Annotated in this window: 32 protein-coding genes and 1 riboswitch; of the genes, 18 read left to right on the top strand and 14 right to left on the bottom strand. The window is 67.0% G+C overall.

Annotated elements, in window-relative coordinates:
• Nucleotides 1-63 precede the first annotated feature (63 nt).
• From cobW to FLL57_RS19165, 3 genes are read right to left on the bottom strand one after another with little or no spacing between them, the layout of a single operon-like run.
• Nucleotides 64-1,068, bottom strand: a complete 1,005-nt coding sequence (gene cobW / locus FLL57_RS19155) for a cobalamin biosynthesis protein CobW (protein ID WP_142883718.1) — start codon at nucleotides 1,066-1,068, stop codon at nucleotides 64-66.
• A gap of 3 nt (nucleotides 1,069-1,071) precedes the next feature.
• Entirely contained in the window at nucleotides 1,072-1,602 is a 531-nt protein-coding gene (gene cobU / locus FLL57_RS19160; protein WP_142883719.1) for a bifunctional adenosylcobinamide kinase/adenosylcobinamide-phosphate guanylyltransferase, read from the bottom strand.
• Nucleotides 1,599-2,030 carry a DUF1636 domain-containing protein gene (locus tag FLL57_RS19165; protein WP_142883720.1) on the bottom strand — a complete coding sequence of 144 codons (432 nt, stop codon included), beginning with the start codon at nucleotides 2,028-2,030 and terminating at the stop codon, nucleotides 1,599-1,601. Before FLL57_RS19165 ends, cobU begins: the two co-directional genes overlap by 4 nt.
• A 108-nt stretch (nucleotides 2,031-2,138) precedes the next feature.
• A riboswitch (cobalamin riboswitch) is annotated at nucleotides 2,139-2,336 on the bottom strand.
• A 96-nt stretch (nucleotides 2,337-2,432) separates the two neighbouring features.
• Between FLL57_RS19165 and cobT the strand changes: the two genes are divergently transcribed.
• A complete protein-coding gene (gene cobT / locus FLL57_RS19170; protein ID WP_142883721.1) occupies nucleotides 2,433-3,488 on the top strand; it encodes a nicotinate-nucleotide--dimethylbenzimidazole phosphoribosyltransferase in 1,056 nt (351 codons plus the stop codon).
• 26 nt (nucleotides 3,489-3,514) lie between these two features.
• Entirely contained in the window at nucleotides 3,515-4,186 is a 672-nt protein-coding gene (bluB, locus tag FLL57_RS19175) for a 5,6-dimethylbenzimidazole synthase (RefSeq protein WP_425327021.1), read from the top strand.
• A gap of 515 nt (nucleotides 4,187-4,701) precedes the next feature.
• Here the strand turns inward: bluB and FLL57_RS19180 are convergent.
• From FLL57_RS19180 to FLL57_RS19190, 3 genes are all read right to left on the bottom strand, one after another.
• Nucleotides 4,702-5,190 carry a YbhB/YbcL family Raf kinase inhibitor-like protein gene (locus FLL57_RS19180; RefSeq protein WP_142883722.1) on the bottom strand — a complete coding sequence of 163 codons (489 nt, stop codon included), beginning with the start codon at nucleotides 5,188-5,190 and terminating at the stop codon, nucleotides 4,702-4,704.
• A 172-nt stretch (nucleotides 5,191-5,362) separates the two neighbouring features.
• Nucleotides 5,363-5,866 carry a hypothetical protein gene (locus tag FLL57_RS19185; RefSeq protein ID WP_047309927.1) on the bottom strand — a complete coding sequence of 168 codons (504 nt, stop codon included), beginning with the start codon at nucleotides 5,864-5,866 and terminating at the stop codon, nucleotides 5,363-5,365.
• A 103-nt stretch (nucleotides 5,867-5,969) separates the two neighbouring features.
• On the bottom strand, nucleotides 5,970-6,185 hold the full coding sequence (locus FLL57_RS19190; RefSeq protein ID WP_013500555.1) for an FmdB family zinc ribbon protein: 216 nt from the start codon (nucleotides 6,183-6,185) through the stop codon (nucleotides 5,970-5,972).
• Between the two features lie 99 nt (nucleotides 6,186-6,284).
• Between FLL57_RS19190 and cutA the strand changes: the two genes are divergently transcribed.
• Entirely contained in the window at nucleotides 6,285-6,608 is a 324-nt protein-coding gene (cutA, locus tag FLL57_RS19195) for a divalent-cation tolerance protein CutA (protein ID WP_142883723.1), read from the top strand.
• On the opposite strand, the gene FLL57_RS19200 is transcribed toward cutA, so the two are convergent.
• Both FLL57_RS19200 and FLL57_RS19205 read right to left on the bottom strand, forming a co-directional pair.
• Nucleotides 6,586-7,062: a GIY-YIG nuclease family protein gene (locus FLL57_RS19200; protein ID WP_142883724.1), complete on the bottom strand. Its 477-nt coding sequence runs from the start codon at nucleotides 7,060-7,062 to the stop codon at nucleotides 6,586-6,588. The two genes, cutA and FLL57_RS19200, sit on opposite strands and share 23 nt — an antisense overlap.
• 58 nt (nucleotides 7,063-7,120) lie before the next feature.
• Nucleotides 7,121-7,315, bottom strand: a complete 195-nt coding sequence (locus FLL57_RS19205; protein WP_047309930.1) for a hypothetical protein — start codon at nucleotides 7,313-7,315, stop codon at nucleotides 7,121-7,123.
• Nucleotides 7,316-7,563: 248 nt separating this feature from the next.
• On the opposite strand from FLL57_RS19205, the gene FLL57_RS19210 reads away from it, so the two are divergent.
• Complete coding sequence (locus FLL57_RS19210; RefSeq protein WP_142883725.1) at nucleotides 7,564-8,544, top strand: YheT family hydrolase; 981 nt, start codon at nucleotides 7,564-7,566, stop codon at nucleotides 8,542-8,544.
• Between the two features lie 10 nt (nucleotides 8,545-8,554).
• On the opposite strand, the gene FLL57_RS19215 is transcribed toward FLL57_RS19210, so the two are convergent.
• From FLL57_RS19215 to FLL57_RS19225, 3 genes are read right to left on the bottom strand one after another with little or no spacing between them, the layout of a single operon-like run.
• Nucleotides 8,555-9,259: a DUF1045 domain-containing protein gene (locus FLL57_RS19215; RefSeq protein ID WP_142883726.1), complete on the bottom strand. Its 705-nt coding sequence runs from the start codon at nucleotides 9,257-9,259 to the stop codon at nucleotides 8,555-8,557.
• Nucleotides 9,260-9,281: 22 nt separating this feature from the next.
• Nucleotides 9,282-10,475: an alpha-D-ribose 1-methylphosphonate 5-triphosphate diphosphatase gene (locus tag FLL57_RS19220; RefSeq protein ID WP_142883727.1), complete on the bottom strand. Its 1,194-nt coding sequence runs from the start codon at nucleotides 10,473-10,475 to the stop codon at nucleotides 9,282-9,284.
• Complete coding sequence (locus tag FLL57_RS19225) at nucleotides 10,472-11,152, bottom strand: acetyltransferase (RefSeq protein WP_013500548.1); 681 nt, start codon at nucleotides 11,150-11,152, stop codon at nucleotides 10,472-10,474. Before FLL57_RS19225 ends, FLL57_RS19220 begins: the two co-directional genes overlap by 4 nt.
• Nucleotides 11,153-11,334: 182 nt before the next feature.
• Here FLL57_RS19225 and phnC point away from each other — a divergent pair, with 182 nt between their 5' ends.
• From phnC to phnE (FLL57_RS19245), 4 genes are all read left to right on the top strand, one after another.
• Entirely contained in the window at nucleotides 11,335-12,147 is an 813-nt protein-coding gene (phnC, locus tag FLL57_RS19230; RefSeq protein ID WP_013500547.1) for a phosphonate ABC transporter ATP-binding protein, read from the top strand.
• Nucleotides 12,148-12,256: 109 nt separating this feature from the next.
• The gene (phnD, locus tag FLL57_RS19235) at nucleotides 12,257-13,165 is read left to right on the top strand and encodes a phosphonate ABC transporter substrate-binding protein (protein WP_013500546.1); all 909 of its coding nucleotides are present in this window, start codon (nucleotides 12,257-12,259) and stop codon (nucleotides 13,163-13,165) included.
• A gap of 68 nt (nucleotides 13,166-13,233) precedes the next feature.
• Nucleotides 13,234-14,115, top strand: a complete 882-nt coding sequence (gene phnE / locus FLL57_RS19240; RefSeq protein ID WP_142883728.1) for a phosphonate ABC transporter, permease protein PhnE — start codon at nucleotides 13,234-13,236, stop codon at nucleotides 14,113-14,115.
• Nucleotides 14,112-14,978, top strand: coding sequence for a phosphonate ABC transporter, permease protein PhnE (phnE, locus tag FLL57_RS19245; protein ID WP_013500544.1), 867 nt, complete (start codon nucleotides 14,112-14,114; stop codon nucleotides 14,976-14,978). Before phnE (FLL57_RS19240) ends, phnE (FLL57_RS19245) begins: the two co-directional genes overlap by 4 nt.
• Before the next feature lie 145 nt (nucleotides 14,979-15,123).
• Here the strand turns inward: phnE (FLL57_RS19245) and phnF are convergent, their stop codons facing one another.
• Nucleotides 15,124-15,852, bottom strand: coding sequence for a phosphonate metabolism transcriptional regulator PhnF (gene phnF / locus FLL57_RS19250; protein ID WP_047307122.1), 729 nt, complete (start codon nucleotides 15,850-15,852; stop codon nucleotides 15,124-15,126).
• A gap of 111 nt (nucleotides 15,853-15,963) precedes the next feature.
• On the opposite strand from phnF, the gene phnG reads away from it, so the two are divergent.
• From phnG to FLL57_RS19295, 9 genes are read left to right on the top strand one after another with little or no spacing between them, the layout of a single operon-like run.
• On the top strand, nucleotides 15,964-16,437 hold the full coding sequence (gene phnG, locus FLL57_RS19255) for a phosphonate C-P lyase system protein PhnG (RefSeq protein WP_047307142.1): 474 nt from the start codon (nucleotides 15,964-15,966) through the stop codon (nucleotides 16,435-16,437).
• 2 nt (nucleotides 16,438-16,439) lie between these two features.
• A complete protein-coding gene (phnH, locus tag FLL57_RS19260) occupies nucleotides 16,440-17,042 on the top strand; it encodes a phosphonate C-P lyase system protein PhnH (protein ID WP_047307123.1) in 603 nt (200 codons plus the stop codon).
• Between the two features lie 3 nt (nucleotides 17,043-17,045).
• Nucleotides 17,046-18,143 carry a carbon-phosphorus lyase complex subunit PhnI gene (locus FLL57_RS19265; protein ID WP_142883729.1) on the top strand — a complete coding sequence of 366 codons (1,098 nt, stop codon included), beginning with the start codon at nucleotides 17,046-17,048 and terminating at the stop codon, nucleotides 18,141-18,143.
• Complete coding sequence (locus FLL57_RS19270) at nucleotides 18,140-19,018, top strand: alpha-D-ribose 1-methylphosphonate 5-phosphate C-P-lyase PhnJ (RefSeq protein ID WP_142883730.1); 879 nt, start codon at nucleotides 18,140-18,142, stop codon at nucleotides 19,016-19,018. The genes FLL57_RS19265 and FLL57_RS19270 overlap by 4 nt, the downstream gene beginning before the upstream one ends.
• Nucleotides 19,011-19,829 carry a phosphonate C-P lyase system protein PhnK gene (phnK, locus tag FLL57_RS19275; RefSeq protein ID WP_142883731.1) on the top strand — a complete coding sequence of 273 codons (819 nt, stop codon included), beginning with the start codon at nucleotides 19,011-19,013 and terminating at the stop codon, nucleotides 19,827-19,829. Before FLL57_RS19270 ends, phnK begins: the two co-directional genes overlap by 8 nt.
• Nucleotides 19,829-20,539, top strand: coding sequence for a phosphonate C-P lyase system protein PhnL (gene phnL, locus FLL57_RS19280; protein WP_047307126.1), 711 nt, complete (start codon nucleotides 19,829-19,831; stop codon nucleotides 20,537-20,539). The genes phnK and phnL overlap by 1 nt, the downstream gene beginning before the upstream one ends.
• A gap of 20 nt (nucleotides 20,540-20,559) precedes the next feature.
• The gene (locus FLL57_RS19285) at nucleotides 20,560-21,714 is read left to right on the top strand and encodes an alpha-D-ribose 1-methylphosphonate 5-triphosphate diphosphatase (protein ID WP_142883732.1); all 1,155 of its coding nucleotides are present in this window, start codon (nucleotides 20,560-20,562) and stop codon (nucleotides 21,712-21,714) included.
• Nucleotides 21,711-22,295, top strand: coding sequence for a phosphonate metabolism protein/1,5-bisphosphokinase (PRPP-forming) PhnN (gene phnN / locus FLL57_RS19290; RefSeq protein WP_013500535.1), 585 nt, complete (start codon nucleotides 21,711-21,713; stop codon nucleotides 22,293-22,295). The genes FLL57_RS19285 and phnN overlap by 4 nt, the downstream gene beginning before the upstream one ends.
• On the top strand, nucleotides 22,276-22,923 hold the full coding sequence (locus FLL57_RS19295; protein WP_013500534.1) for a pyridoxamine 5'-phosphate oxidase family protein: 648 nt from the start codon (nucleotides 22,276-22,278) through the stop codon (nucleotides 22,921-22,923). Before phnN ends, FLL57_RS19295 begins: the two co-directional genes overlap by 20 nt.
• 72 nt (nucleotides 22,924-22,995) lie before the next feature.
• Here the strand turns inward: FLL57_RS19295 and FLL57_RS19300 are convergent, their stop codons facing one another.
• A complete protein-coding gene (locus FLL57_RS19300; protein WP_142883733.1) occupies nucleotides 22,996-23,970 on the bottom strand; it encodes a Bug family tripartite tricarboxylate transporter substrate binding protein in 975 nt (324 codons plus the stop codon).
• A gap of 158 nt (nucleotides 23,971-24,128) precedes the next feature.
• Complete coding sequence (locus FLL57_RS19305; protein WP_433962604.1) at nucleotides 24,129-24,971, bottom strand: IclR family transcriptional regulator; 843 nt, start codon at nucleotides 24,969-24,971, stop codon at nucleotides 24,129-24,131.
• Nucleotides 24,972-25,150: 179 nt separating this feature from the next.
• Here FLL57_RS19305 and FLL57_RS19310 point away from each other — a divergent pair, with 179 nt between their 5' ends.
• Entirely contained in the window at nucleotides 25,151-25,336 is a 186-nt protein-coding gene (locus FLL57_RS19310) for a hypothetical protein (protein ID WP_142883735.1), read from the top strand.
• The last annotated feature ends 54 nt before the right edge of the window (nucleotides 25,337-25,390 follow it).

A 25,390-nucleotide genomic window follows, 5' to 3' on the forward strand; every position in this document is an offset into this window, starting at 1 on the left:
GGTCCGGAGCTCCTGGATTGCTTCGTCGCTTCGCTCCTCGCAATGACGGGGAGGGGCATAGGGCTAACCCGCCAGTGCGCGCCGCGCGGCGGCGGCGTCGAAGCCTTTGAGGCCGATTACCACCAGATGGTCGGGACGCTCAGCATCGGGGCGGGCGAAGGCGAGATCGATGCGCGAGCCGACCGCCTGCACCACGACCGGGGCCGGCTTGCCGGCGACACGGGCATGGCCCTTGACGCGCAGCACGCCCTCAAGCCCGAGCGCATCGCCGACGCGGGCCTTCATGGCGTCGAGCGTCTCCGCCGGCTGTGGGGTAATCACCAACGAGTCGAAATCATCGTGATCGTGTTCCTCGCCTTCGGCGTGATGGCCGGCGCGGGACGCGAGATCATTCTCGGCTTCGGCATCGAGCCCGATCAGCACCGACGGCGCCAGCGTGCCGTGCGAGCGCACGATGCGGACGTTCGGCCGCACCCGGCTCGCCAGCTTGGCTTCGAGCGCGGCGAGCTCGTCGGGAGCGACCAGATCGCTCTTCGACAGCACCACCAGATCGGCACAGGCGAGCTGATCCTCGAACACTTCCTCGATCGGGTCGTCATGCGTGGCGTCGCGCTGCGCCTTCACCGCATCGTCGTCGAGCGGCACCCGGCCTTCGCTGAGCGCCAGCGCGTCGACCACCGTGACGACGCCGTCGGCGGTGGCGCGGGTCTTCACCGCCGGCCAGGCGAACGCCTTGAGGAGAGGCTGCGGCAACGCCAGTCCGGAGGTCTCGATCACGATCGCGTCGAGCGGCGTGTCTCGGTTCAGCAGCTTCTCCATGGTCGGGATGAAATCATCGGCCACGGTGCAGCAGATGCAGCCGTTGGTCAGCTCGACGATGTCGCCCGGTGCGCACACCGACGCGCCGCAATCCTCGACCAGCGAGCCGTCGAAACCGGCATCGCCGAATTCATTGACGATCACCGCGATGCGGCGGCCGCTCGACTGATTGAGCAGCGCGCGCAGCAGCGTAGTCTTGCCGGCGCCAAGAAAACCGGTGAGCACCGTGACGGGAACGCGAGCGGTCATGAACTACTCTCCTGTCTGGCGTTTCAGCCACAGCGGCAGGCCGGCGGCGATGAAGGCGACGTTGGGCACGGCGGCAGCGATAGTCTGATTGAGGCGGCCTTGCGCGTCGCGGAAGGCGCGGCCGAGCGGCGTCTCCGGCACTAGGCCGAGGCCGACTTCGTTGGAGACGAGCACGATCGGGCCGGCGGCGACGCCGAGAAAGCGCGCCAGCCGCCTCGCCTCGACCTCGGGATCGCGACCGGCTTCCATCAGGTTGAACAGCCACAGCGTCAGGCAATCGACCAGCACCGCGCGGCCGCGGCCAGCGTGCTGGGTCAGCGCATCGACCAAGCCGAGCGGCTCCTCGATCGTGGTCCAGCCCTCGCCGCGGCGGGCGCGGTGATGCGCGATGCGATCGGACATTTCGTCGTCGCTGGCGGTGGCGGTCGCGAGATAGATCCTGGCCAAGCCGCTCTCGGCGACCAGCCGTTCGCCGAACACCGATTTGCCGGAGCGCGCGCCGCCAAGCACCAGGGTGGAGATCAGCGCGCTCATGCCGGCGCCCGCCCATCGTCGGGAGTCCATTGCGGCGGCGGCAGGCGGACGACGGTGCCCTTGCGCAGGACTTCAGGTCGCTGCCGCCACGGCACCAGACCGTAGTGACTGTCTTGATAGGAGGCGACGAACGCCGCCACCGCGTCGGCGCCGCTGGTACCGTCGAGATCGCCGAACACGAAGGTGTAGCCGCCCGCACTCGACACCGCGACGGTCGCAGCGCGCTTGCACGCGGACAGACACTGCACGGCGCGCACCTGCACCGAACCGGCGTCCGCCAGCGCGGCGCGGACCGCCTCCAGCATCGGCGCACCGACGGCGACGCCGTCGATCGTCTTGCAGGTGGTGCAGACGCTGACCATCACCGGCGCGCCAGGCAGCACGCGCGGCGGATCGGCGCTCACATCGGCATGGGGCTCGGAATCCATCGGGCTCGAATCATCGCGTCAGCTATCGAGCTTTGTCGGAACGCGCGGGAGAGGCCTTTGCCGTCCGCACTGCTTCCGTCCGGTGCACCCCGCCCCGACGACGCCTTCAAAGCACAATACGCGATGGCAGGTCTCCTGGCTCGCGAGTCGCCGCCATTCGCCGCCTTCCCAGGATTTCCCAGTGGCCTCGGCGATGGCTCGTCGCTTACAGTTGCGGGGGCAGCTCCGGGATCGAGACGCACCGCGTCTCCCACCGGCTTCCCTTTTCACCTTCCTTACGGAAGGACCATCGCGGCGCACGCTAGCTGCGACGCTGTTGCGGGTCAACAACGCGAAGGTGGTGTTGACCGGGCTTGCGCGGTTACGTCAGTTGCGCGCCTTGCCGAACCAAAGGACCATCCGATGCCGACCGACACCCTCGTCACTTGGCAGCCGCCCTCGATCACCCCGGTCGACCCGACGCTGAAAGCAACCTTGCGGGCGCGGGTGGACGGCAAGGCCAAACCGCTCGGCTCGCTCGGGCGGATCGAAGACCTCGCGATCGAGCTGGCTTTGATGCGACATCCGCAGCCGCCGCGCGCCGACAACGCGGTGCTGATGGTGTTCGCCGGCGACCACGGCCTGACCGAAGAAGGCGTGTCGCAATATCCGTCCGCCGTGACGGTGGCGATGGTGATGACCTATCTGGCCGGCAAGGCCACCGCCAATGCGTTCGCGGCGGCCAACCATGTCGATGTCCGGGTGATCGATGCCGGCGTCGCCGCCCAACTGCCGAAACATCCCGACCTGATCGACGCCAAGATCCGGATGGGAACAGCCAACGCGGCGCGTCAGCCGGCGATGAGCATCGCGGAGGCCTGCCAGGCGCTCGATCGCGGCGCCGAGCTGGCGCGTGCCGAGATCGCTGCGGGCGCGGACGTGATCGCGCTCGGCGAAATGGGGATCGGCAATACGGCTTCATCGTCGTTGCTGCTGCATCGGCTCGGTCCGGCCCCGCTCGACCAGAGCATCGGCATCGGCGCCGGCCAGGACGCCGACGGGATGGTCAAGAAGAAGGCGGCGATCGAAAAGGCGGCGATGCGCAGCACCGCCACCGCACCGCTCGAAGTGCTGGCCGAATTCGGCGGGCTGGAGATCGCCATGATGGCCGGCGCGGTGCTGGGCGCCGCCGCCCAGCGCCGTCCGGTGATCGTCGACGGCTTCATCGCCACCGCCGCGGCGCTGGTCGCGGTGCGGCTGGCGCCGGAAGCCCGCGACTATTGCGTATTCGCCCACCGCTCCGCCGAGCGCGGCCACGATCTCGCGCTGCAGGCGATGGATGCCGCGCCGCTGCTCGATCTGCGGCTGCGGCTCGGCGAAGGCACCGGGGCGATCCTTGCGGTGCCGCTGCTGCGCGCCGCTTCGCGGCTGCTCACCGACGTCGCCGATCTCTCCGACGTGCTCGCAGGCAAACTATGAGCTCGACGCTGAACAGACTGGTGGCGATGACCGATCCGGCCGAGATCGCCGCCGCCAACGCCAATCCGCCGGTGTTCGATGAAGCGTTTCGCGACAAATTCGCCGAACTGATCGCGTGGCGCCGCGACGTCCGCCGCTTCAAGACCGATTCCGTGGCGCCGGAGCTGATCGAACAACTGCTCGATCTGGCCCAGCTTGCCCCCTCGGTCGGCAACAGCCAGCCTTGGCGCTGGATCAGCGTCGACTCGGCCGAGACGCGGGCGCGGATCCGCGCCAACTTCCTGCGCTGCAACGAGGTGGCAGCGAGCGCGTATCAGGGCGACCGTGCGGCGCTGTACGCTAAACTCAAACTCGAAGGCATCGACGTCGCGCCGCGGCAGTTCGCGCTGTTCTGCGATCGCGCGACCGCACAGGGCCTCGGCGTCGGCCGCCAGACCATGCCCGAAGCGCTGGATTATTCCGTTGTGGCGATGATCGAGACCTTCTGGCTCGCCGCGCGGACGCTCGGGCTCGGGGTGGGCTGGGTGTCGATCCTCGATCCGCAGTCGATCTGCACCGATCTCGAAGTTCCATCGGACTGGAAGTTCATCGCCTATCTGTGCGTCGGCTGGCCGGTCGAGCATCACGTCGATCCCGAACTGGTGCGGCATCATTGGCAGGACCGCACCGCAGCGGGCCGGATCGTGTTGTCGCGCTGAAATCCTGCATCAATGTGCGTGAACGTACTCACGATGACGCCGTTTGCGGATCGTTAAGGCAAGATCGCGGCAACAGCCACAATTTGCAAGAAATCGTCACATTCGCCCGTCAGGACTCCGTCCGCGTTTCCGAAAATGGAGGACCGGACATGCGAATGATCAACTCTTTGACGACTGCTGTGGTTGCCGGTGCGTTGATCGCGTCGAGCTTCGCTGCCGCACCGGCACTGGCTCGCGGCCAGCAGGACCAGCGTAACGCCAGCGAAACCGCAGCCAGCTCGGGATGCACGTCGTATGAGCGCGCGCCCGATGGCTCGTGGCGCCCGATCCCTTGCGTCTCGGCGGGCGCTGCATCAATGCCGGCGCGGCGTGCGCCGCAGAGCGCCGAAGCCAGCAACTAATCACAACGCCAGCGCCGCCGGGTACGATCCCCGACCACGCCCGCCGCGACAGATGGCAGACCGAATCGGCCATCTTCGCGACGGGGGCGAGATCCCGGGCTGAACGTCCGGGACTCAGCGTCCGAACAGACCGGTGATCGTCGCCTTTGCCAGGGTGTGGAAATTGAGATCGAAACCGACCAGCGCCGGCATCGCGGCCGCGCCGGCGTTCGGCAGCTTTTCGACGTCGACCGCAAACACGGTGATCTGATAGCGATGCGGCTTGTCGCCCGGCGGCGGGCATGGACCACCGTAACCGGGCACGCCGAAATCCGTCAGCCCCTGGATCGCGCCTTCGGGCATCAACCCCTTCGCGACATCGCCCGCGCCTTTCGGCAGCGACGTCGTCGTGGCCGGAATATTGAAAACCACCCAGTGCCACCAGCCGCTGCCGGTCGGTGCATCGGGATCGTACATCGTCACCGCGAAACTCTTGGTTCCGGCCGGCGCATCGCTCCAGCTCAGGGCCGGCGACACGTTGGCGCCGGTACAGCCGAAGCTGTTGAACAATTGCTCGTGCGCAATGGTGGCGCCTTCGGCGATGTCGGGACTGGTGAGCTTCATGGCCTGCACTCCTGCCGCATGCGCGCGCCGCACGCCGGCTGGCGCGCAGGGCACGTCATCGGGTCGCTGATGTCGTGGTCCTCGCCGATCGGCGTGGCGGCCGGATGCTAGCAAGCCCGACAGACAGACGGAAGCGGCGGCACCGCCAGATTCTGGCGGCAAATCCGCCCGATCACTCGGGCTTCGCTGTCGGCGTCTTGCGGGATGGCCGCAGCAGCAGCGGGAAGCCCGAGAAGAACGTGTTGGAGTCGATCAGTAGCGGAATGCCGAGCCATTCCGACAGGGTCCGCGGGCCGGTGCGCAATTCCTGACGCGGTTCCTGGGGCGACGGGGCGCGCGACGGCGCCGCAGCAGACGGGGCGGCTTGTCTGGTGGGGCCGGGCGCCGACGGAGTGTCCGCCTTCGCCGGCTGCTGCGGCGGCGAGGCTGCCGGAACGGGTTGCGGTTTCGCTGCGCCGGCTGCGGCCTCCTTGCCGCGATGGCGATCCAGAATGGCCGTGGCGGCCAGCGCCGAACCGAACGGCGGCTCGACCCGCACCACCGCGCCGCCGCCGCTCGGGCCGCGGCGGTCGGGCACCTCGATCAGTTCGACCCGGTGCAAGCCTTCCTGCTTCAGTTCGGCGACTGCGGCCTTGGCCTGTGCGGCGCTGTCGAAGGTCCGGGAAATCTGCGTCATGTCTCGCCTGCCTCGAAAGAGTGCTCGTTGGCGGGCAAACGACGCGAGACGCGCGATCGTTCCTTGCGGAACGGTCGCGGTGGCAGGCAGTGAGGCCGCAGTCCTATGCGCAGACGTCCGGCATGCAGCAGCCGCCGCAGCCACCCTTGCCGTCGCACATCGGAGCTTCCGGCCCGCCCTTGGCCGGCTTGGCGATCAGCGACAATTGCTGGTCGAGGCTGGTGCTTTCGCAGGCCGGACACACCGCGGTGTCACCGGAGAACAGCAGGGTCTCGAACTGGTGACCGCATTTGTTGCAGACGAAGCCGTAAATCGGCATGACGGACCTTCCGAAGCTGACTGGGAACCACTTGCGCCTAGCAAACAACCGGCGCGGCCTGCAACGCGTCGGATCAAATCGAAGCCAAGGAGCGACGCGATGGATCAGGGCGAGGCCTGCGTGGTTATGGTCACCGCGCCGAGCAAGGAGGAAGCGGAACGCTTGGCAGTCGCAACACTCGAGGCCCGGCTCGCCGCCTGCGTCCAAATCCAGGCCATCACCAGCCACTATTGGTGGGACGGCAAGATCACCAGCGACACCGAGCAACTGCTGTTGTTCAAGACCCTGCCGGCGAAATTCGCTGCCTTGCGCGACCTGATCACCTCGCTGCACTCCTACGATACCCCGGAGATCATCCAGCTCCCGGTGACCGCGGGCGCCGAGAAATATCTCGGCTGGATCAGGCGGGAGACCGGCGCGTAGCGCTTCCCCGTAGCCACACCGGCGGTTCGCCGTCCGCGGCGAGCGCGGCACGAATGGCGCGCGCTGATACGCGCGACGGCCAGCGCAGCAGGTGACTGCGGCAGTGCGCGCAGTCACTGGCGCCGAATCCCTCGATCGGCAGCGGGAGAAACCCAAGCCGTGCCACCATCTCGCATTCGTCGCCGCCCGGGATCGCCCAGGCGCCTCTGACCTCGCCGGCCGTGGTCAATTGATCGACGTGCCAGCGGATCGATTTGTCCTTGCGGAAATGCCGGCCGAGCCGCGCCGGCAGACCGCCCGGCCCATAGGCCGACCCGCAATACAGATAGCGGCCCGGCCTGAGCCGGGCAGATACCCCGCCGCCGAGCCGGACCGCGAGTGGCGCCGCGACCGCGATCGCCACCACATAGGCGCCGGGGCCGGGCGGACAGGCGGTGTGCGCGGCGACGGTCATCGCCTCCGATCTGCGCCCGCCAGTTCGAGCAGGTCAAGTGTGCACGTGATGGATTTCGCTAATGCTTGGTCGGAACCTGACTGAGCAGCATGCGCTTCAGCTTGGCGCGGGCGTGCATCTCGGTAGCTGACTGCATCACCAATCCCTTCGGCGTGTCGCTGAGGGATTCGGCGTGTGCCCATTCGGCGGCGGCGAGCCATTCCAACTCGTCGGGCGACAGGTTGCGGAAGGGAGCTGGGTCGGCGACCTTCATGGCGATTTCCTCATAGGGGCGATCCGGCTGCTTCGGCTTCGATCGCTTGTCGTTATGGAGATCAGCTTAGGGCGATGCCGGCCCGACAACAACTGCGACATATGCGGCCATCGCAAAACGCTAGTTGCAAATGCAACGCCAATGCGATGTTGACGCGCTCGGTTGCAGTGGACACCATCGCGGTGGATAGCTGCGTGTCGCTCGTCCTAGCTTTGTGTGTATTCATCCCTCCTTCGATTCTGCTCGACATGACTGACCTGCGATCCTATCGCGCGCCGTGGTGGTTGCCCGGCGGCCATCTGCAAACCATCTGGCCGACGCTGTTCGCGCAGCCGCGGGCCTCGCAAGCCATCAAGCTCATCCGCGAACGCTGGCGGGCGCCCGACGGCGACTTCATCGACATCGATCATCTGCCGGGGCCCGATCATGCGCCGTGGCTGGTGCTGTTTCACGGACTCGAAGGATCGTCGACGAGCCGCTACGCGATCGCGTTCGCGCAGGGCGCTGTGGCGCGCGGCTGGCGGCTGTCGATCCCGCATTTCCGCGGCTGCTCGGGCGAACTCAATTTGGCGCCACGCTCGTACCACTCCGGCGACTTTCAGGAAGTCGGCTGGCTGCTGGCGCGAATTCGCGACCGCGCCGACGCGCCGGTACTCGCCGCCGGGGTCTCGCTCGGCGGCAACGCGCTGCTGCGCTGGGCCGAAGAAGCCGGCAGCGGCGCTGCAGAGATCGCACGCGCAGTGGCGGCGGTCTCAGCGCCGCTCGATCTCGTGGCCGCCGGTGCAGCGATCGACAGCGGCATCAACCGCCTGCTCTACACCCGGCACTTCCTGCGCACGATGATCCCGAATGCGCTGGCGAAATGGCAGCAGCACCCCGGACTGTTCGATCGCGAACGGGTTCAGCGTGCCACGACCTTGCGCGAATTCGACGACGCCTTCACTGCGCCGCTGCACGGCTTCGCCGGCGTCGACGACTACTGGACCCGCGCCTCCTCCAAGCCGCATCTGCACACGATCAAGATCCCGGCGCTGGTGGTGAACGCGCGCAACGATCCGTTCGTGCCGGCCGCCTCGCTGCCGACCCCGGACGAAGCCGGCGCGATGGTGACGCTATGGCAGCCCGAGCAAGGCGGTCATGTCGGCTTCGCCACCGGTCCGTGGCCGGGCCGGGTCACCGCGATGCCCGAGGCGGTCAGCGACTGGCTCGGCTCAATCCTCGGCGGCTAATAGTCAGCGGCTAATAGTCGGCGCTGCGCAGTTCGAACTGCGCAATGCTCTTGAACCGCGCCCCGCGCGCGTCCTGGCGCAGCACCGCGATCCGATTGATCGCGATGCGGTCGATGCCGGTCGCCGCGAACTGCTCGCGCAGCAGCGCCAGCAATTCGTCGTGGCGGGCCGGATCGAGCGAACCGGTCAGCGTCATGTGAAACCGGAACTCGTCCATCACATAGGGATAGCCCCATCGGTCGAGATACCCGACCTGCGCAGGCGTCAGCCGTTCCGGCTTGCGCCGGGCGCGATCCTCCGCCGACAGCGGCGCCCGAAATTCATCGAAGTCGCGCACGCAATCGGCCGCGAGCTGCTGCAGCGACTCGGACGGCGCTTCCGGCACCAGCGCGATGAACCCACCGATCGACCTGATCACCGGGGCAATCTGCGGAATCGCCCGCGGCGTTTCGGCGAAGGTCGCACAGGCCCACAGCAATTCGCTCTCGCTGCGGCCACCGATCAACCCGAACGGCGCCTTCAGGGTGGCGTGAAAGCCGTAGCCCCTCGGGTCTGCGGTGACGTCTCGCCAGTCCGTGATCGCCGCAGTCGGCGCAGCGAACGGCACGTCCTCGCCGGAGACGACATCGTAACCGAGCATCGCCGCCCCGAACTGCGCCAGAGCGCTGCCCGCGGCGGGCAGATAATAAATCGCGTAGCGTGGAAAATTCGACATCGGGAATGATGATAGCGTCAGATCATGCGGCGACGCCAGCCGGGTGCGGCAGTTTGCGCGTGATCACGAACCGCTCCGGATCGTCGACATGCACCAGCCGGCCGCCGGCGATCACCGCGACGATCCGCGGCCGCAGCGCGACGCGATCGTCGACCAGCAGCACGTCGGCGCGCTGGCCGCTCGCGATCGTGCCGCGCTCGGCGAGCCCGGCGGCGCGCGCTGGATTCTCCGAGATCAGCTTCCAGCCCTGTTCCAGCGGCAGGATGCCGTCATGCACCAGGCGGAACGCGGCGAGCAGCGGCGCCGGATAGTAGTAGTCGGAGGCCAGGACCGAGCACAGCCCCTTGGCGATCATGTCGGCCGCCTTGGTCCAGCCGGTGTGACTGCCGCCGCGCACCACGTTCGGCGAGCCGAACACGATGAAGTCGCCGTGCAGCGCTGCGTCGCGCGCGGTCTCCTCGGTGGTGGGAAATTCGGCGATGCCGACGCCGAGATCACGATAGCCCTGCCGCATCGCCGGAGTATCGTCGTCGTGCGACAGCATCGGCATCGACACCTCGCGCGCGATAGCGGCGAGACGCCGATTGGCCTGCGGCACTTCGTCGCCGCGCGCCGCGATGCGCTCGACCAACCGGTCGAATGCCTCGTCGCTGAGGCCGGTGCGCTCGACCATCCGGTTGCGCTTCTGCGGCTTGGCGAGATTGGCCAGCGTCGAATCCATGTGATCGTTGAAAGCGAACAGGTCGATGCGGCGGTCGCCGATCCACTGCGCGATCTCGTCGACCGCATCGAGATTGAAGGTCTCGTGGCGCAGATGGATGCGGGTGTCGGCCGACAGTCGCGGCTTGGTCAGATCGATCGCGTCGAGCATTCGCCGGGCGTTCTCGGCGCTGCGCAGGCCGGGCTCCCAAGACCAGGTGACAGCGTGAAACACCGTGGTCAGACCGTTGGCGATCGCCTGACGGTCGCTGTCGATCAGCGCCACGTCGATCGGAAAATCGACGCCGGGCCGCGGCATCATCTGCCGCTCGAACGCATCGCCGTGCAGATCGACGATACCGGGCAGCACCAGCAGGCCGCGCGCATCGATCCGGATCGCGGCGTTGCCGCTGGTGGAGCCGACCGCCGCGATGGCGCCGCCAGCGATCTGCAGCGAAGCCTCGGCAATCTCGTCGCCAATAAGCGTCCGGCCGCCTTCGATCGCGATCTCGCTCATCCCGTCACCTGCTGTTCTGCTGCCGGCTCCCGGCCCGCCGCCCGTTGCGTCATGGCCGTGGCTTCATATTTGTCGAGGAAGTCTTCCACTGACAGTTTCCGGAAGTCCGGCAGTGCATTGCGCAGCGCGTCGTGGCTCCAGTCCCACCACGCCAGCGCGACCAGCCGCTCGGCCACCGCCTCGGAGAAGCGGCGGCGGATCGGCCGCGCCGGATTGCCGGCCACGATGGTGTAGGCCGGCACGTCCCGGGTGACGATCGCGCCTGCTGCAACCACCGCACCGGTACCGATGTTGCGGCCCGGCAGCACGATGGCGCCGTGACCGATCCAGACGTCGTGGCCGATCTCGACGTGATGCGACCGCCGCCAGGCGAAGAACTCGGCGTCGTCGCTCTCGCCCTCGAAATAGGTGCTGGCCCGGTAGGTGAAGTGCGCCTGCGTGGCGCGCTGCATCGGGTGATTGCCGGGGTTGATCCGGGTCATGGCCGCGATCGAGCAGAACTTGCCGATGCCGGTGTAGGTGATCTGCGAGTCGTTGACGACGTAGGAGTAGTCGCCAATCGCCACTTCGTTCAGGATGGTGCGGGCACCGACTTCGCAATAGGCGCCGAGCGTGACGTCGTGCAGCTTGGCGGTCGGATCGACGGTCGGCGCGACCGATAGCAATTTCGCGGCCATGGGTGGGATTCTCACGAGCGGTGATGGGTGTGAGGCCTGTCATCGACGCCGTTCATGACGTCATCGTGACGCATCGATGACGGAGCGAACACCTTGATGTGGCGGCAGAACTACACGCTCTGTCACACGGCTGCAAAACAACGGCGGTAGCGATTCCCCCGAACCTGTTTCGGGAGCAGCGCATGCTGGTAGTTGAAGGTCTGACCTGCCGTTTCGGCAGCAAAGCCGCGGTCGACGACGCGTCATTTTCGGTCGAGCGCGGCAGTTTCGTCGGGGTGATCGGCCGCTCCGGCGCCGGCAAATCGACCTTGCTGCGAATGCTGAACCGGCTGGCGGAGCCCTCCGAAGGCCGCATCCTGTTCGAAGGCGTCGATGTGACCGCGCTGCAGGGCCGCGAATTGCGGCAATGGCGCGCACGCTCGGCGATGATCTTTCAGCAGTTCAACCTGATCGGCCGTCTCGACGTGCTGACCAATGTGCTGATGGGCCGGCTGTCCGAAGTGCCGTCGTGGCGCTCGCTGGTGCAGATGTGGCCTGAGCAGGATCGCGCGCTCGCGATCTCGGCGCTCGATCAGTTCGATATGGCGTCCTACGCGGCGCAGCGCGCCGACCAGCTCTCCGGCGGTCAGCAGCAGCGCGTCGCGATCGCCCGTGCGCTGGTGCAGCAGCCCGACATCGTGCTCGCCGACGAGCCGATCGCCTCGCTCGATCCGCGCAATACCAAGATCGTGATGGACGCGCTGCTGCGCATCAACAAGCACTTCGGCATCACCGTACTGTGCAATCTGCACTCGCTCGATCTCGCCCGCAGCTATTGCGATCGGCTGATCGGCATGGCCTCGGGGCGGGTGGTGTTCGACGGCGCGCCGGCCGCGCTCACCGACCAGATCGCCCGAGAACTCTACGACCTCGAAGCCGACGAAGTGCTCGGGGCCGCGCCGCACGTGCCGCACGGCCTTCCCGCGCCCGCGTTGGCGAGCGTCGCCGTGGCCTGATCCCGACGGCAATCGTTCGCCGTCTTCCCTATCCGGCACCGCCCGCGGCTCGCCCGCGCGCGGTTGCCGTGTTCCGACCGTTCATCGACTTGAAGAGACAGGAACCGTCATGATCAAGCTCCGTACCCTCGTCGCCGCCGCTGCCGCGCTGGCGTTCACTGCGCACGCCGCGCCGGCGCAGGACTGGAAAGCGAAATATCCCGAGCTGGTGTTCGGCAAGATCCCGGACGAGAACGCCTCGGGCACCACCACCCGCTGGACCCCGCTGACCGACTACCTCACCAAGCAGCTCGGCGTTCCGGTGAAGCTCCGCATCGCCAACGACTACGCCGCGGTGATCGAAGGTCAGCGCGCCGGCAACATCCACATCGGCATGTACGGGCCGGCGTCCTACGCCCGCGCCTATCTGGTCGGCGCCAAGGTCGAGCCGTTCGCGATCGAGGTCAACGGCGACGGCTCCAAGGGCTATCACTCGGTGCTGTATGTGAAGAAGGACTCGCCCTACCAGAAGATCGAAGATCTCAAGGGCAAGAACCTCTGCCTGGTCGATCCGAATTCGACCTCCGGCAACAACGTGCCGCGCTTCATGATGAACAAGATGTCGATCGATCCCGACAAGTTCTTCGCCAAGGTGATCTACGCCGGCAGCCACGAGAACGCGGTGATCGGCGTCGCGCAGGGCACTTGCGACGCGGCATTCAACTGGTGGAACACCGAGGACGAGAGCAACCTGCTCCGGATGGATCGCAAGGGCATGGCCAAGGCCGCCGACTTCCGCATCATCCTGAAGTCGGACCTGATCGTGAACTCGCCGATGGCCTATCTGTCGGACCTGCCGGACGACCTCAAGGCGGCGATCCGCAAGGCAGTGCTCGATCTCGCCACCAACGATCCGGAAGCCTTCAACAAGATCTATGAAGGCAAGGCCCTGCCCTACGCCGCGACCAGCCACAAGGACTACGAGCCGGTCGTCGAGCTGATCAAGTTCGTCGACAGCCTGCGCAAGTCGAAGTCCTGATCCATCACCGCACCTCATCGGACGTGGGCGACCTAACGGCCGCCCACGTCGTCATGTCGGACAATCGAATGCAGGCAGCCGTCACAGAACTTCCCGAGCCCCAGCTCCGCGCCCTCGCCGATCACTACGACGCGGCGGTGGCGGCGAAGCGGCGGCGGCTGGCGCTGGGCGGCGCGATCCTGATCGCCGCGATCGCCGCAGCGGCCTGGATGGGCGAGGTCGATCCGAAGAAGTTCGCCGAGAATTTCTGGCGGTTTCCGTCGTATTTCATCTCGATCACGCCAAAATTGGCGTTGGCCACGCTGTGGGCGGACCTCTCCGACTGGTTCTGGGGCATCAAGCGCTGGACCGGGCTGTTGCTCGACACCATCCTGATCGCCTATGTGGGCACGCTGCTCGGCGCGATCGCCGGCTTCGCGCTGTGCTTTCTCGCCTCGGCCAATCTGGTGCAGTCGCAGACGCTGGTGTTCGTCACCCGCCGCTTCCTCGAATTCTGCCGCACCGTGCCGGAGATCGTGTTCGCGCTGCTGTTCGTGCTGGCGTTCGGGCTCGGCCCGCTGCCGGGCGTGCTGGCCATCGCGATCCACACCACCGGCGCACTCGGCAAGCTGTTCGCCGAGGTGGTCGAGAACATCGACGACAGGCCGCTGGAAGGCGTGGTGTCGTCCGGCGGCGACTGGCTCGAGATGGTACGGTTTGCGGTCGTGCCGCAGGTGCTGTCGAACTTCGTCAGCTACGCGCTGCTGCGGTTCGAGGTTAACGTCCGCGGCGCCGCCGTGATGGGCTTCGTCGGCGCCGGCGGCATCGGCCAGGATTTGATCGAGGCGGTGCGCAAGTTCTACTACAGCGACGTCAGCGCCATCCTGCTGCTGATCATCGTCACCGTGATGGCGATCGACTATTTCACCGAAGGCGTGCGCCGCCGCCTGATCGGTCAGGAGCGACGATGAGTACCGCCCGCCGCACCCTGAGCTTCGGCGACGAGGCCGGCATCGTCGCCCGCTTCCCCGAACAGTTCCGCGCCGACTGGGTCAGGCGCGGAAAGCTGATCGGCGGCCTGACTTTGGCTGCAGCCATCTTCCTATTCGGCCTGATCCGGCTCGAGATCCCGTTCGACCGGCTGTTCAGCGGCACTGGACGGCTGATCGAATTTCTCGGCCTGATGCTGCCGCCGGATCCGGGGTCGTGGCAGCTCGCCCAAATCTATCTGCATGCGATGGGCGAAACCCTGGCAATCGCGTTTCTCGGCACGCTCGGCGGCGCGCTGCTGGCGTTTCCGGTATCGTTCCTGGCGGCCCGCAACGTGCTACGCATCCGTCCGCTGCAATTGCTGACACGCCGCCTGCTCGACGCGGTGCGCGGCATCGACACCCTGATCTGGGCGCTGATCTGGGTCGGCGTCGTCGGTCTCGGCCCGTTCGCCGGCATTCTGGCGGTGATGTGCTCGGACTTCGGCAATTTCGGCAAGCTGTTCTCCGAAGCCTTCGAGGCCGCTGACGACAAACCGAGCGAAGGCGTCAAGGCGACCGGCGGTTCGCATCTGCACAGCGTCCGCTTCGGCATGTTGCCGCAAGTGGTGCCGATCCTCGCCAGCCAAGTGCTGTACTTCTTCGAATCCAACACCCGCTCCGCCACCATCATCGGCATCGTCGGCGCCGGCGGCATCGGGTTGCAGCTCGCCGAGCAGATCCGGGTGCTGGAGTGGCAGAAGGTGTCGTTCCTGATCCTGATGATCCTGGTCACCGTGGCGGCGATCGACTGGATCTCCAGCAAGCTGCGGTTTGCGATCATTGGGCGAAAGGCGGTCGCTTAAGGCGCGGCGATCATCGCACTCTCAACCGTCATCCTCCGCGCAAGCGGAGGATCCAGTATTCCAGAGCGTCCGTGCTCTGCCGCGAACTCTCTGCAATACTGGTTCGCCCGCCTGCGCGGGCGATGACGTGAGCGCAGGGCGGGCCCTAATCCGGCTCGATCACGAACTCGACCCGCTCTGCCGCAAAGCGGGCCCGCGAGGTCAGCAGCGGGGTGCCGTCGGCGGCGACGTCGATACTCTCGACCACCAACACCGGCCGCCCGGCCGCCAGATCGAGCCGGGCCGCATCGGCGGCATCGACCACCGAGGCGGTAATCCGGGTCGACAGCCGGCGATAATCGCTGATGCCGTAGTGCGCCAGCACCTTGGTCATCGAGCGTTTCGCCGCGAACACCTTGGGCGCATCGGGAAACCGCGCCGCCGACAGCCAGGTGGTGCCGCGACTGATCGGCACGCCGTCCGCCGATCGCAACGCCTCGATCCTGAACAATGGTGCGCCGATTTCGAGATCGAGCTGACCAGCCAGCGCGCCGGTCGCAGCCTCACGCTCGGCGACGATCAATTGCCCGCGCGGTTCGCGGCCACCGGCATTGATGATCTCGGAAAACCGCGTCCGGGTCCGCAGCGGATAGGCGATGCGGCGGCTGCGGACGAAGGTGCCGCTGCCGCGCTCGGCGCGCACCAGTCCGCGCTCGGCGAGCGCCGCGAGCGCGCGCCGCACGGTGTGGCGGTTGACGCCGTAGTTCTCGGCGATCTCGGTCTCCCCCGGCAGCTTGCCGCCGGGCAGATAGCGGCCGTCGGCGATCGCCAGCTCGATGCCGTCGGCAACCTGACGCCACAGCGCGACGCCTGAAGAGAGTGCCTCGGCGGTCATGACAGGAACGCTTTCGTGATCATCGCCACGGAATTCGTCGTCATCGAGTTTTCACATTGTGCCTCTATCAAGTTGTCTATTAACATAGACAACTTGAACTGGGCAATGGCGATGCACGCCGAAACCACGAACCTCCCCGAACAAGCCGCGATCGCGCGCCGTCGCGCCGCGATGGCGGTGTTGGCTGCGTCGGATACCGCAGCGATCGACGCGCGCGTCGGTGCCCTGGCGCCGCCGCCGTTCACGTTGCTCCGTGAGCCGGAACAGGGACTGGTGATGCTGCGGGGCCGGATCGGCGGCGATGGCGCTGCCTTCAATGTCGGCGAGGCGACGGTGTCGCGCGCCGCGGTGCGGCTCGCCAGCGGCGAGGTCGGGTTCGGCTACACGCTGGGCCGAGATCGTACCAAAGCAAAGCTGATCGCGCTGTGCGACGCGATGCTGCAATCGGCGGACTATTCGGCTGCGGTCGAGGCCGAGGTGATCGCGCCGCTGCGCACTGAGGTCGAGACGGCACGCGCCGAAAAGGCCGCCCAGACGGCTGCCACCAAGGTCGATTTCTACACGCTGGTGCGAGGCGAGGGCTGACCATGACCACCACCGAACTTGCCGCCGGCTTTGCCGACAAGGTGCTCGGGGCGCAATCGACCTTCCGCGCCGTGATGGAAGCGATGGCGCGGCCCGGCCGCATCCAACGCATCAGCGTCGAAGCCGGCACACCGGCGCCGCTGATGCACGGCAGCGCCGCACTGGCGCTGACGCTGTTCGATCACGACACGCCGATCTGGCTCGACGAGACCATCGCGGCGGACGGCACCGTGGCGCAGTGGCTGAAATTTCACACAGGCGCGCCGCTGACCGGGGATCCCTCCTCCGCGGCATTCGCGCTGATCGGTGACGGCTCGGCGTTGCTGCCGCTCGACCGGTTCGCGCTCGGCACGCCAGAATATCCGGACCGGTCGACCACACTCATTATTCAAGTGCAGGCGCTCGGCTCCGGCGACGGCTTCCGGCTGCACGGACCCGGCATCGATGGCGAGACGCTGCTGCAGGCATCGCTGCAGCCCGCCGACCTGTTCGATCGCCTGAGTATCAACGCAGCGCTGTTTCCACGCGGCCTCGACGTGGTGCTGGTAAGCGGCGATCAAATGGTGGCGATCCCGCGCACCACGCGCCTCAGCCAAGGGAGCTGACCGATGTATGTCGCAGTCAAAGGCGGCGAACGCGCCATCGACAATGCCCACCGGCTGCTCGCCGATGCCCGCCGCGGCGATCGTAGCGTGCCGGAGCTGACGCTCGACCAGATTTCCGAGCAGCTCGCGCTCGGCGTCGATCGGGTGATGAGCGAAGGCTCGCTGTACGATCGCGAGCTTGCGGCGCTGGCGATCAAGCAGGCACGCGGCGATCTAATCGAAGCGATCTTCCTGGTACGGGCATTCCGCGCCACGCTGCCGCGGTACGGCTCATCCGAGCCGGTCGACACCGGCGCAATGGCGGTCCGCCGGCGCATTTCCTCGACCTTCAAGGACATTCCGGGCGGCCAGATCCTCGGCCCGACCTTCGACTACACCCACCGGCTGCTCGATCCGCAGCTTGCCGAAGGCGGCGATCCCGCCGAGCCGGCGACGGCGGAAGCCAATGACGCGCCGACGCCGCGGGTTACCGACATTCTGCGGCAGGACGGGCTGATCGAAGAGTCGCCGGTTGCCGAGGACGACAGCGCGGTCGGCGACCTCACCCGCGAGCCGCTGAACTTTCCGGCCGGACGCGACCTGCGGCTGCAAAATCTCGCCCGCGCCGACGAGGGCTTCCTGCTGGCGCTCGGTTATTCCACTCAGCGCGGCTACGGCCGCAACCATCCGTTCGCCGGCGAAATCCGGTTCGGCGAAGTCGAGGTGTTCTTCGAGGCCGAAGATGCCGGCTTCGCGGTGCCGCTCGGCAGCGTGGCGCTGACCGAGTGCCAGATGGTCAATCAGTTCAAAGGCTCGGCGACCGAAGCGCCGCGCTTCACCCGAGGCTATGGCCTCGCCTTTGGCCAGAGCGAGCGCAAGGCGATGTCGATGGCACTCGTCGATCGCGCGCTACGCGCCCAAGAGCTGGGCGAGGACGTCAAGGCGCCGGCGCAGGACGAGGAGTTCGTGCTGTCGCATTCGGACAACGTCCAGGCGACCGGCTTCGTCGAGCACCTGAAGCTGCCGCACTACGTCGACTTTCAGTCCGAGCTCGGCCTGCTGCGCAAGCTGCGCGCCGAATTCAACCAGGACCAACCCGAACTGCGCGAGGCTGCGGAATGACCGAGGCGACCTACAATTTCGCTTATCTCGACGAGCAGACCAAGCGGATGATCCGCCGGGCGATCCTGAAAGCGATCGCGATCCCCGGCTATCAGGTGCCGTTCGCCAGCCGCGAGATGCCGATGCCTTATGGCTGGGGCACCGGCGGCGTGCAGGTGACGGCGTCGATCCTCGGCCCGGACGATACGCTGAAGGTGATCGACCAGGGCAGCGACGACACCACCAACGCGATCTCTATCCGGAAATTCTTCGCCAAGACGGCCGGCGTCGCGACCACGACGGCAACGCCGGACGCGAGCGTGATCCAGACCCGGCACCGGATTCCGGAGACGCCGCTGCGTGAAGGCCAGGTGCTGGTGTATCAAGTTCCGATCCCGGAGCCGCTGCGCTTTCTGGAGCCGCGCGAGACCGAGACGCGGCGTATGCATGCGCTCGCCGAATACGGCCTGATGCACGTCAAGCTGTACGAGGACATCGCCAAGTTCGGCCACATCGCCACCGCCTATGCCTACCCGGTGAAGGTCGCCGGCCGCTACGTGATGGACCCGTCGCCGACGCCGAAATTCGACAATCCGAAGATGGACAATTGCCCGGCGCTGCAACTGTTCGGCGCCGGCCGCGAGAAACGGATCTACGCGATCCCGCCTTATACGCAGGTGGTGTCGCTGGATTTCGAGGACCATCCGTTCACGCGCTATCGCCAGGACGGCTGCTGCGCGCTGTGCGGCGCCGATGATTCCTATCTCGACGAGATCGTCACCGACAACGCCGGCACCCGGATGTTCGTGTGCTCCGACACCGATTACTGCGAAGGCCGCCGCGCCGAGGGTCACACCGGCAGCGAAACCGCACCGATGGAGAGCGACCATGCTTGATCGCGTCTCGTCCACCGCACCGGACGCCTTCACCGCGGCCGATCAGCCGCTGCTGATCGCCGATGGCCTGTCGAAACGCTACGGCCGGATCGATGCCTGCCGCGGCGTGTCGTTCGAGCTCTTCCCTGGCGAAGTGCTGGCGATCGTCGGCGAATCCGGCTCCGGCAAATCGACCCTGCTGCAGATGCTGTCGGGACAGATGACGCCGAGCGCCGGTCGCGTGTCCTACCGGATGCGCGACGGCATCTTGCGCGATCTCGCCGAACTCGGCGAAGCCGAACGCCGGCTGCTGCTGCGCACCGATTGGGGCTTCGTGCATCAGGATCCCGCACAGGGGCTGCGCATGGCGGTCTCGGCCGGCGCCAATGTCGGCGAACGGCTGATGGCAATCGGCTGGAATCACTACGGCAAGATCCGCAGCGTCGCCAGCGACTGGCTGGAGCGCGTCGAGATCGACACCGGCCGCATCGACGATGCGCCGCGCACTTATTCCGGCGGCATGCGGCAACGGCTGCAGATCGCTCGCAACCTGGTCACCGATCCGCGCCTCGTCTTCATGGACGAGCCGACCGGGGGACTCGACGTTTCGGTGCAGGCGCGGCTGCTCGATCTGGTCCGCAGCCTGGTGGCCGAACTTGGGCTCGCCGCGATCGTCGTCACCCACGATCTGGCGGTGGCGCGGCTGCTGTCGCATCGCATCCTGGTGATGAAATCCGGCCGCGTCATCGAGACCGGGCTGACCGACCAAGTGCTCGACGATCCGCGCGAACCCTATACGCAACTGCTCGTCTCCTCGATCCTGCCGGCGTGATGACCATGACCCAAGCTCCCGCTCTCGTCGTCGACAATGCGCAAAAGAGTTTCGTCATGCACCTGCAGGGCGGCGTGACGCTGCCGGTGGTGCGCGGCGTCAGTTTCCGTGTTCAGCCCGGCGAATGCGTCGTGCTGTCCGGCCCCTCCGGCGCGGGCAAATCGTCGATCCTGAAAATGATATTCGGCAATTATCGCTGCGACTCCGGCGCGATCTGTATCGCCCATGAGGGCACGACGCTCGACATCGCCACCGCGCAGCCGCGGCAGATCCTCGCCGCGCGCCGCGCCAGCATCGGCTACGTCAGCCAGTTCTTGCGCGCCGTCCCCCGCGTCGCCGCGCTCGACGTCGTGGCCGAGCCGCTGATCGTGCAGGGCACGGCTCGCGAGGCGGCGCGCGAACAGGCCGGCGTGCTGCTGCGCCGGCTCAACATTCCGGAGCGGCTGTGGACGCTGCCTCCGGCGACCTTCTCGGGCGGCGAGCAGCAGCGCGTCAACATCGCCCGCGGCTTCATCTCGCACACGCCGATCCTGCTGCTCGACGAGCCGACCGCGTCGCTCGACGCCAAGAATCGCGCCGTGGTGGTCGAGCTGATCGCGGAGACCAAGGCGCAGGGCGCCGCGATCATCGCCATCGTGCACGACGACGAGATCCGTGAGATCATCGCGGACCGCATCGTCGACGTGACCTCGTTTGCCGCCGCCGCATGACCAACAGAATGAACGAGACCATGAACGATTCACAGGAGATGGTGCTGGGCAATGCCCGGCTGGTGTTGGCCGACCGGGTGATCGAGCACGGCTGGGTCGCGATCGCCGACGGTGTGATCGCGGAAATCGGCGAAGGCGACGCGCCGAACGGCGCCAAGGACATGCACGGCGATCTGGTGATGCCGGGCCTCGTCGAGCTGCACACCGACCACCTCGAAGCGCACTACACGCCGCGACCGAAGGTGCAGTGGAATCCGGTCGCCGCCGTGGTGTCGTATGACGGCCAGCTCGCGACCTGCGGCATCACCACGGTGCTCGACTCGCTCCGGGTGTGGCGCGAGGAAGGCGCCGAGGAGGTCGACGGCCAGGCGATCGTACTGGCCGGCGCGATCTCGACGGCGCGCGACGCGCAACTGCTGCGCGCCGATCACTTTCTGCATCTGCGCTGTGAAATCCCGATGCCGAACGTGGTGGCGGAGGCCAAGGAGCTGATCGACCGCCCCGACATCCGGCTGATGTCGCTGATGGATCACACGCCGGGCCAGCGCCAGTTCCGCGACGAGGAGAAGCTGCGCGACTACTACCGCGGCAAGGGCGCCGGCATGACCGATGCCGATCTCGACGTGATGTTCGCTCGCCGGCTGTACTGCAAGGAAACCTACGCCGACGCCAATATGCGGGCGATCGTCGAACTGGCGCACCGCTACGAGATTCCGCTCGCGAGCCACGACGACACTACGCCGGAGAATGTCGCCGACGCGGTCCGCGACCGGGTTGCGGTCGCCGAGTTTCCGACCACGCTGGAAGCGGCGCGCGAACTGCACCAGGCCGGCATCGACATCCTGATGGGTGCGCCCAACGTGGTGCGCGGCGGCTCGCATTCCGGCAACATCGCGGCGATCGATCTGGCGCACGAGGGCCTGCTCGATATCCTGTCGTCGGACTACATCCCGTCGAGCCTGCTGATCGCCGCGCTGCAATTGCCGACGCGCGCGCCGGCGATCGACCTCGCCGCGGCGATCCGCACCGTGACCAAGGCACCGGCCGAGGCGGTCGGCCTCAACGATCGCGGCGAAATTTCCAAGGGCAAGCGCGCCGACCTGATCCGCGTCCACGTCGCGCACGACGTGCCGGCGGTGCGCAGCGTCTGGCGCGAAGGACAGCGCGTGGCATGACCGATATCGCGGTGGCGGAGCAGACGACGAAACTGATCGGCCCGGGTCGGCTGGTGCTGGTGGTCGGCCCGTCCGGCGCCGGCAAGGACACGCTGATCAATGCCGCCCGCTCGCTCTGTGCCGGCGATCCGGCGATCGTGTTTGCGCGCCGCGTCGTCACCCGCGAAGCCTCAGCGGCGGAAGACAATCTTTCGGTGACGCCGGCGGAATTCGAACGACTGGAGACAGCCGGCGACTTCGCCCTGTGTTGGCGTGCCCATGGCCACGCCTACGGTCTGCCGCGCAGCCTCGACGACGACATCCGTGCCGGACGCACCGTGGTGGCGAACGTGTCGCGGATGGTGATCGAGCCCGCGCGCAGCGCTTATGCCAATGTCGTCGTCGTGCTGATCACGGCGCCCGCCGAGGTGCTGGCGGCCCGGATCGCGGCGCGGGCTCGCGCCAGCGACGGCAGCATCACCGACCGCGTCGGGCGCAGCGTCGACGCAACTCCGAACTTCACCGTGAGCAATGTCGGCGACCCAATCGCCCACGCCCGAAACTTGTTGGAGATCATCCGCCATGGACGCCCGCAGCCCTGACGATCCCCGCACCGCCTTCCCTGCGCTCGACACTGTCGAGGCGCTGGAGGCGATCTACGGCGTGCCGAACGATGCGTCGACCGAGAAGGTGGCGCACTGGATCACGCCGCCGTATCGCACGCTGATCGAGAAATCGCCGTTCGCCGCGCTCGCCACCGTCGGGCCTGAAGGACTCGATTGCTCGCCGCGCGGCGACGTGCCGGGCTTTATCCGCGTCCACGACGACACTACGCTGCTAATCCCGGACCGCCGCGGCAACAACCGGATCGACTCCTTGCGCAACGTCGTGCGCGACCCGCGGGTCGCGCTGATGCTGCTGATCCCCGGCTCGATCAACGCGCTGCGCATCAATGGCCGCGGCTACGTCACCGCCGACGAGGCCTTGCGGATGTCGTTCGACGTCGAAGGCAAGGCGCCGCGCACCGTGATCGTGATGACGGTCGAGGAAATCTATTTCCAATGCGGCCGCGCGCTGATCCGCTCCGGCCTGTGGGATCCGAGCAAGCAGGTCGCACAGGAGACGCTGCCGACGCCCGGCGAAATCCTCGCTGCGATGACCGAAGGCCGCGTCGGCGGCGCAGACTACGACCGCGCCTGGCCGGAACGCGCCAAGGCGTCGATGTGGTAGGCTCCACGATCGCAGTCATCGGCGCGCGAACACCCGAACATGACGCTCCGACGCCGCGCGAGGCACTTCGGATCACTTCTCTCGCAGCCCGGCATCCTCGATCACCCGGCTCCACTTCGCGGTTTCGGCGTCGATGAAGGCCGCGAATTCGGAGCCCTTCAGCCCGTGCGCTTCGAGGCCCTGGGCGAGCAGCTTGTTCTTCACGTTGGAATCGCCGAGTGCGCGCAGCACGAGATCCTGCAGCCGCTCGACAATCGGCGATGGCGTCGCGGCCGGCGCCATAAAGCCGTACCAACCGGCGGCGACGATCTGCGGATAGCCGAGTTCGGCCAGAGTCGGCGCCTCGGGGTAGATCGCACTCCGCTGCGCCGAACCGGAGCCGAGCACGCGGAAACTGCCCGCCTTGATGTGCGGCAGCGCCGAGCTGATCGCCGTGAACGTGGCGTCGACGCGGCCGGCGAGCAGTTCGGTGTAGGCGGCCGCATCGCCGCGTAGCGGTACGTTCAGTCCCTTGACGCCCGCGATCTTGAACAGCAGCTCGGCGGCCAGATGCGGCTGAGAGCCCGGCCCGGGCGAGCCGAATGTCAGCCCCTCCGGCTTCGCTTTGCCATAGGCGATCAGCTCCGGCAGCGTCTTGAATTCGGACTTGGCGTTCACGATCAGGAAGATCGGCGCGAACGCCGCCATCGCCACCGGCCGCAGCTCGCTGCGCTGATAGTTCAGCTTGCCGAACAACGCTTCCGCCGTAGCGTAAGGCGCCGCCGCGTACAGGAAGGTGTAACCGTCGGGCTGACTTCGCGCGACCATCTCGTTGGCGATGCGGGTGCCGGCACCCGGCTTGTTCTCGACGATGAATTGCTGCTTGAGCTCGCGTTCGAAGAACTCGTTGAGGATCCGCAAGGAGATGTCGTTGGCACCGCCGGCGCCGTAGGGCGACACCGTCTTGACGACGCGGACCGGCCAATCGTCGGCTGCGGCCAGATTCGACGACGGCGCCGCGAAAGCGGCAGCGGCGCTCGCGAGCAGCATGCGGCGGGTGATCGGCATGGCGTCCTCCTGTTGCTCCAGTGCCGCCAAACGCGGCGTCGGCCCGACAACGGGCGCAGCCGGCTTCGATCGCTCGGCGGCGCCATTGGTCTCTCCCCTGCAAAGTGACGTCGCCGCCCCGGCTGGTGCTGCGCATGCAGCCCCACGATCGCAGCCTGTCATCTCGTTTGTGTCTTGGCCCCTCGGCTTCCTGGCTCGGCGGAATCGGGGCGCGCGACCAGCACACGAATGCTCTCGGCCAGCGCACGAACGCGCGGGCCGATCCCGTGTTCGAGCTGCCCCTGCTGCAATCGAAACGCCGGAATCCCGCAATTGATCGCGAAGCAGCGCTCGCGCAGCCGGAACAGCGGCGCGGCGATGGCGTGGATCGCCGGCATGTAGTCGCCGAAGCAGGTGCAGAATTGGCGCTCGGCGCATTGCCGCAGGCCGTCGCGATACAGATCGCGATAGCCGCTCCACATCGCGCCGTCGGCAGCCTCGAGCTGCCGTTCGAGCCGTGCGGCTTCCGCTTCCGGCAGCATCGACGCCGCAGCGCGCCCCATCGCGGTACGAACCACCGGAATCGGCATGCCGATGTCTGGCGTATGCGGGCCGACGTCGCCGGAGCGCGCGGTCTCGACATACACCATCGACGATCCGTCGAGCAGACCGATCGAGACCGTGCCGCGGACGCTATAGGCGAGATCCTGCATCAGCGGCCGGGCGAGCTGGCGGAACGGCATGCCGGCGAGCAGCGGGTGCAGCATCCGCAGCGCGCGGGCGCCGACCGCGTATTTGGCGACGCGGGGGTCGTAGGTCAGATAGCCGAGCTCGGCGAGCGTGTGGGTCAGCCGCGCGACGGTCGGTCGCGGAAGTCCGGTGCGGACCGAGAGCTCCATATTGCCCAACAGCTTCGCGCCTTCGAACGCCTCGAGCACCACCAGCCCTTTGGCCAGAGTCGTGGCGAACGCGGCGTCGCCGGCACTGTCGGCCAGTACAGCCTCCGCAGACGGGGTGGGCATGAAGGTCGGACGGATCCGAGTTGCGCCGGTCATCATCGAATTATGCGGGAATAATTCCGACCCTGTCCAACAAATTGCAGCCGCCGCAAATAATCGTCCAATATGTGGACGCGGTGTTCCGGGCCCGGGCAACCGCCAGCCCAGTTCGCGCGTTGTCGTTCAATTGGAGGAACCCCGCCATGACCGACCGCAAAGACGAGCATCTGCATCCGACCGATTTCCCGATCGAGGCGGAGAGCAAATCGCTGAAGACAACGGATGGGGAAACCATCGCCGAAGCAAAGACCAGGAAGCTCGCCGACGAGATCGCCCAGCGGCTCAACGAACAGGCGTACCGCGAAGAGCAGGACTGCTGGTCGGCGTGAACTCGCGACTTCGCCACGGTTCTTGGAACCGAGCACCGCGCGAGGCAGATTGCC

The organism is Rhodopseudomonas palustris, from assembly GCF_007005445.1.
Classification (GTDB): Bacteria; Pseudomonadota; Alphaproteobacteria; order Rhizobiales; family Xanthobacteraceae; genus Rhodopseudomonas; species Rhodopseudomonas palustris_G.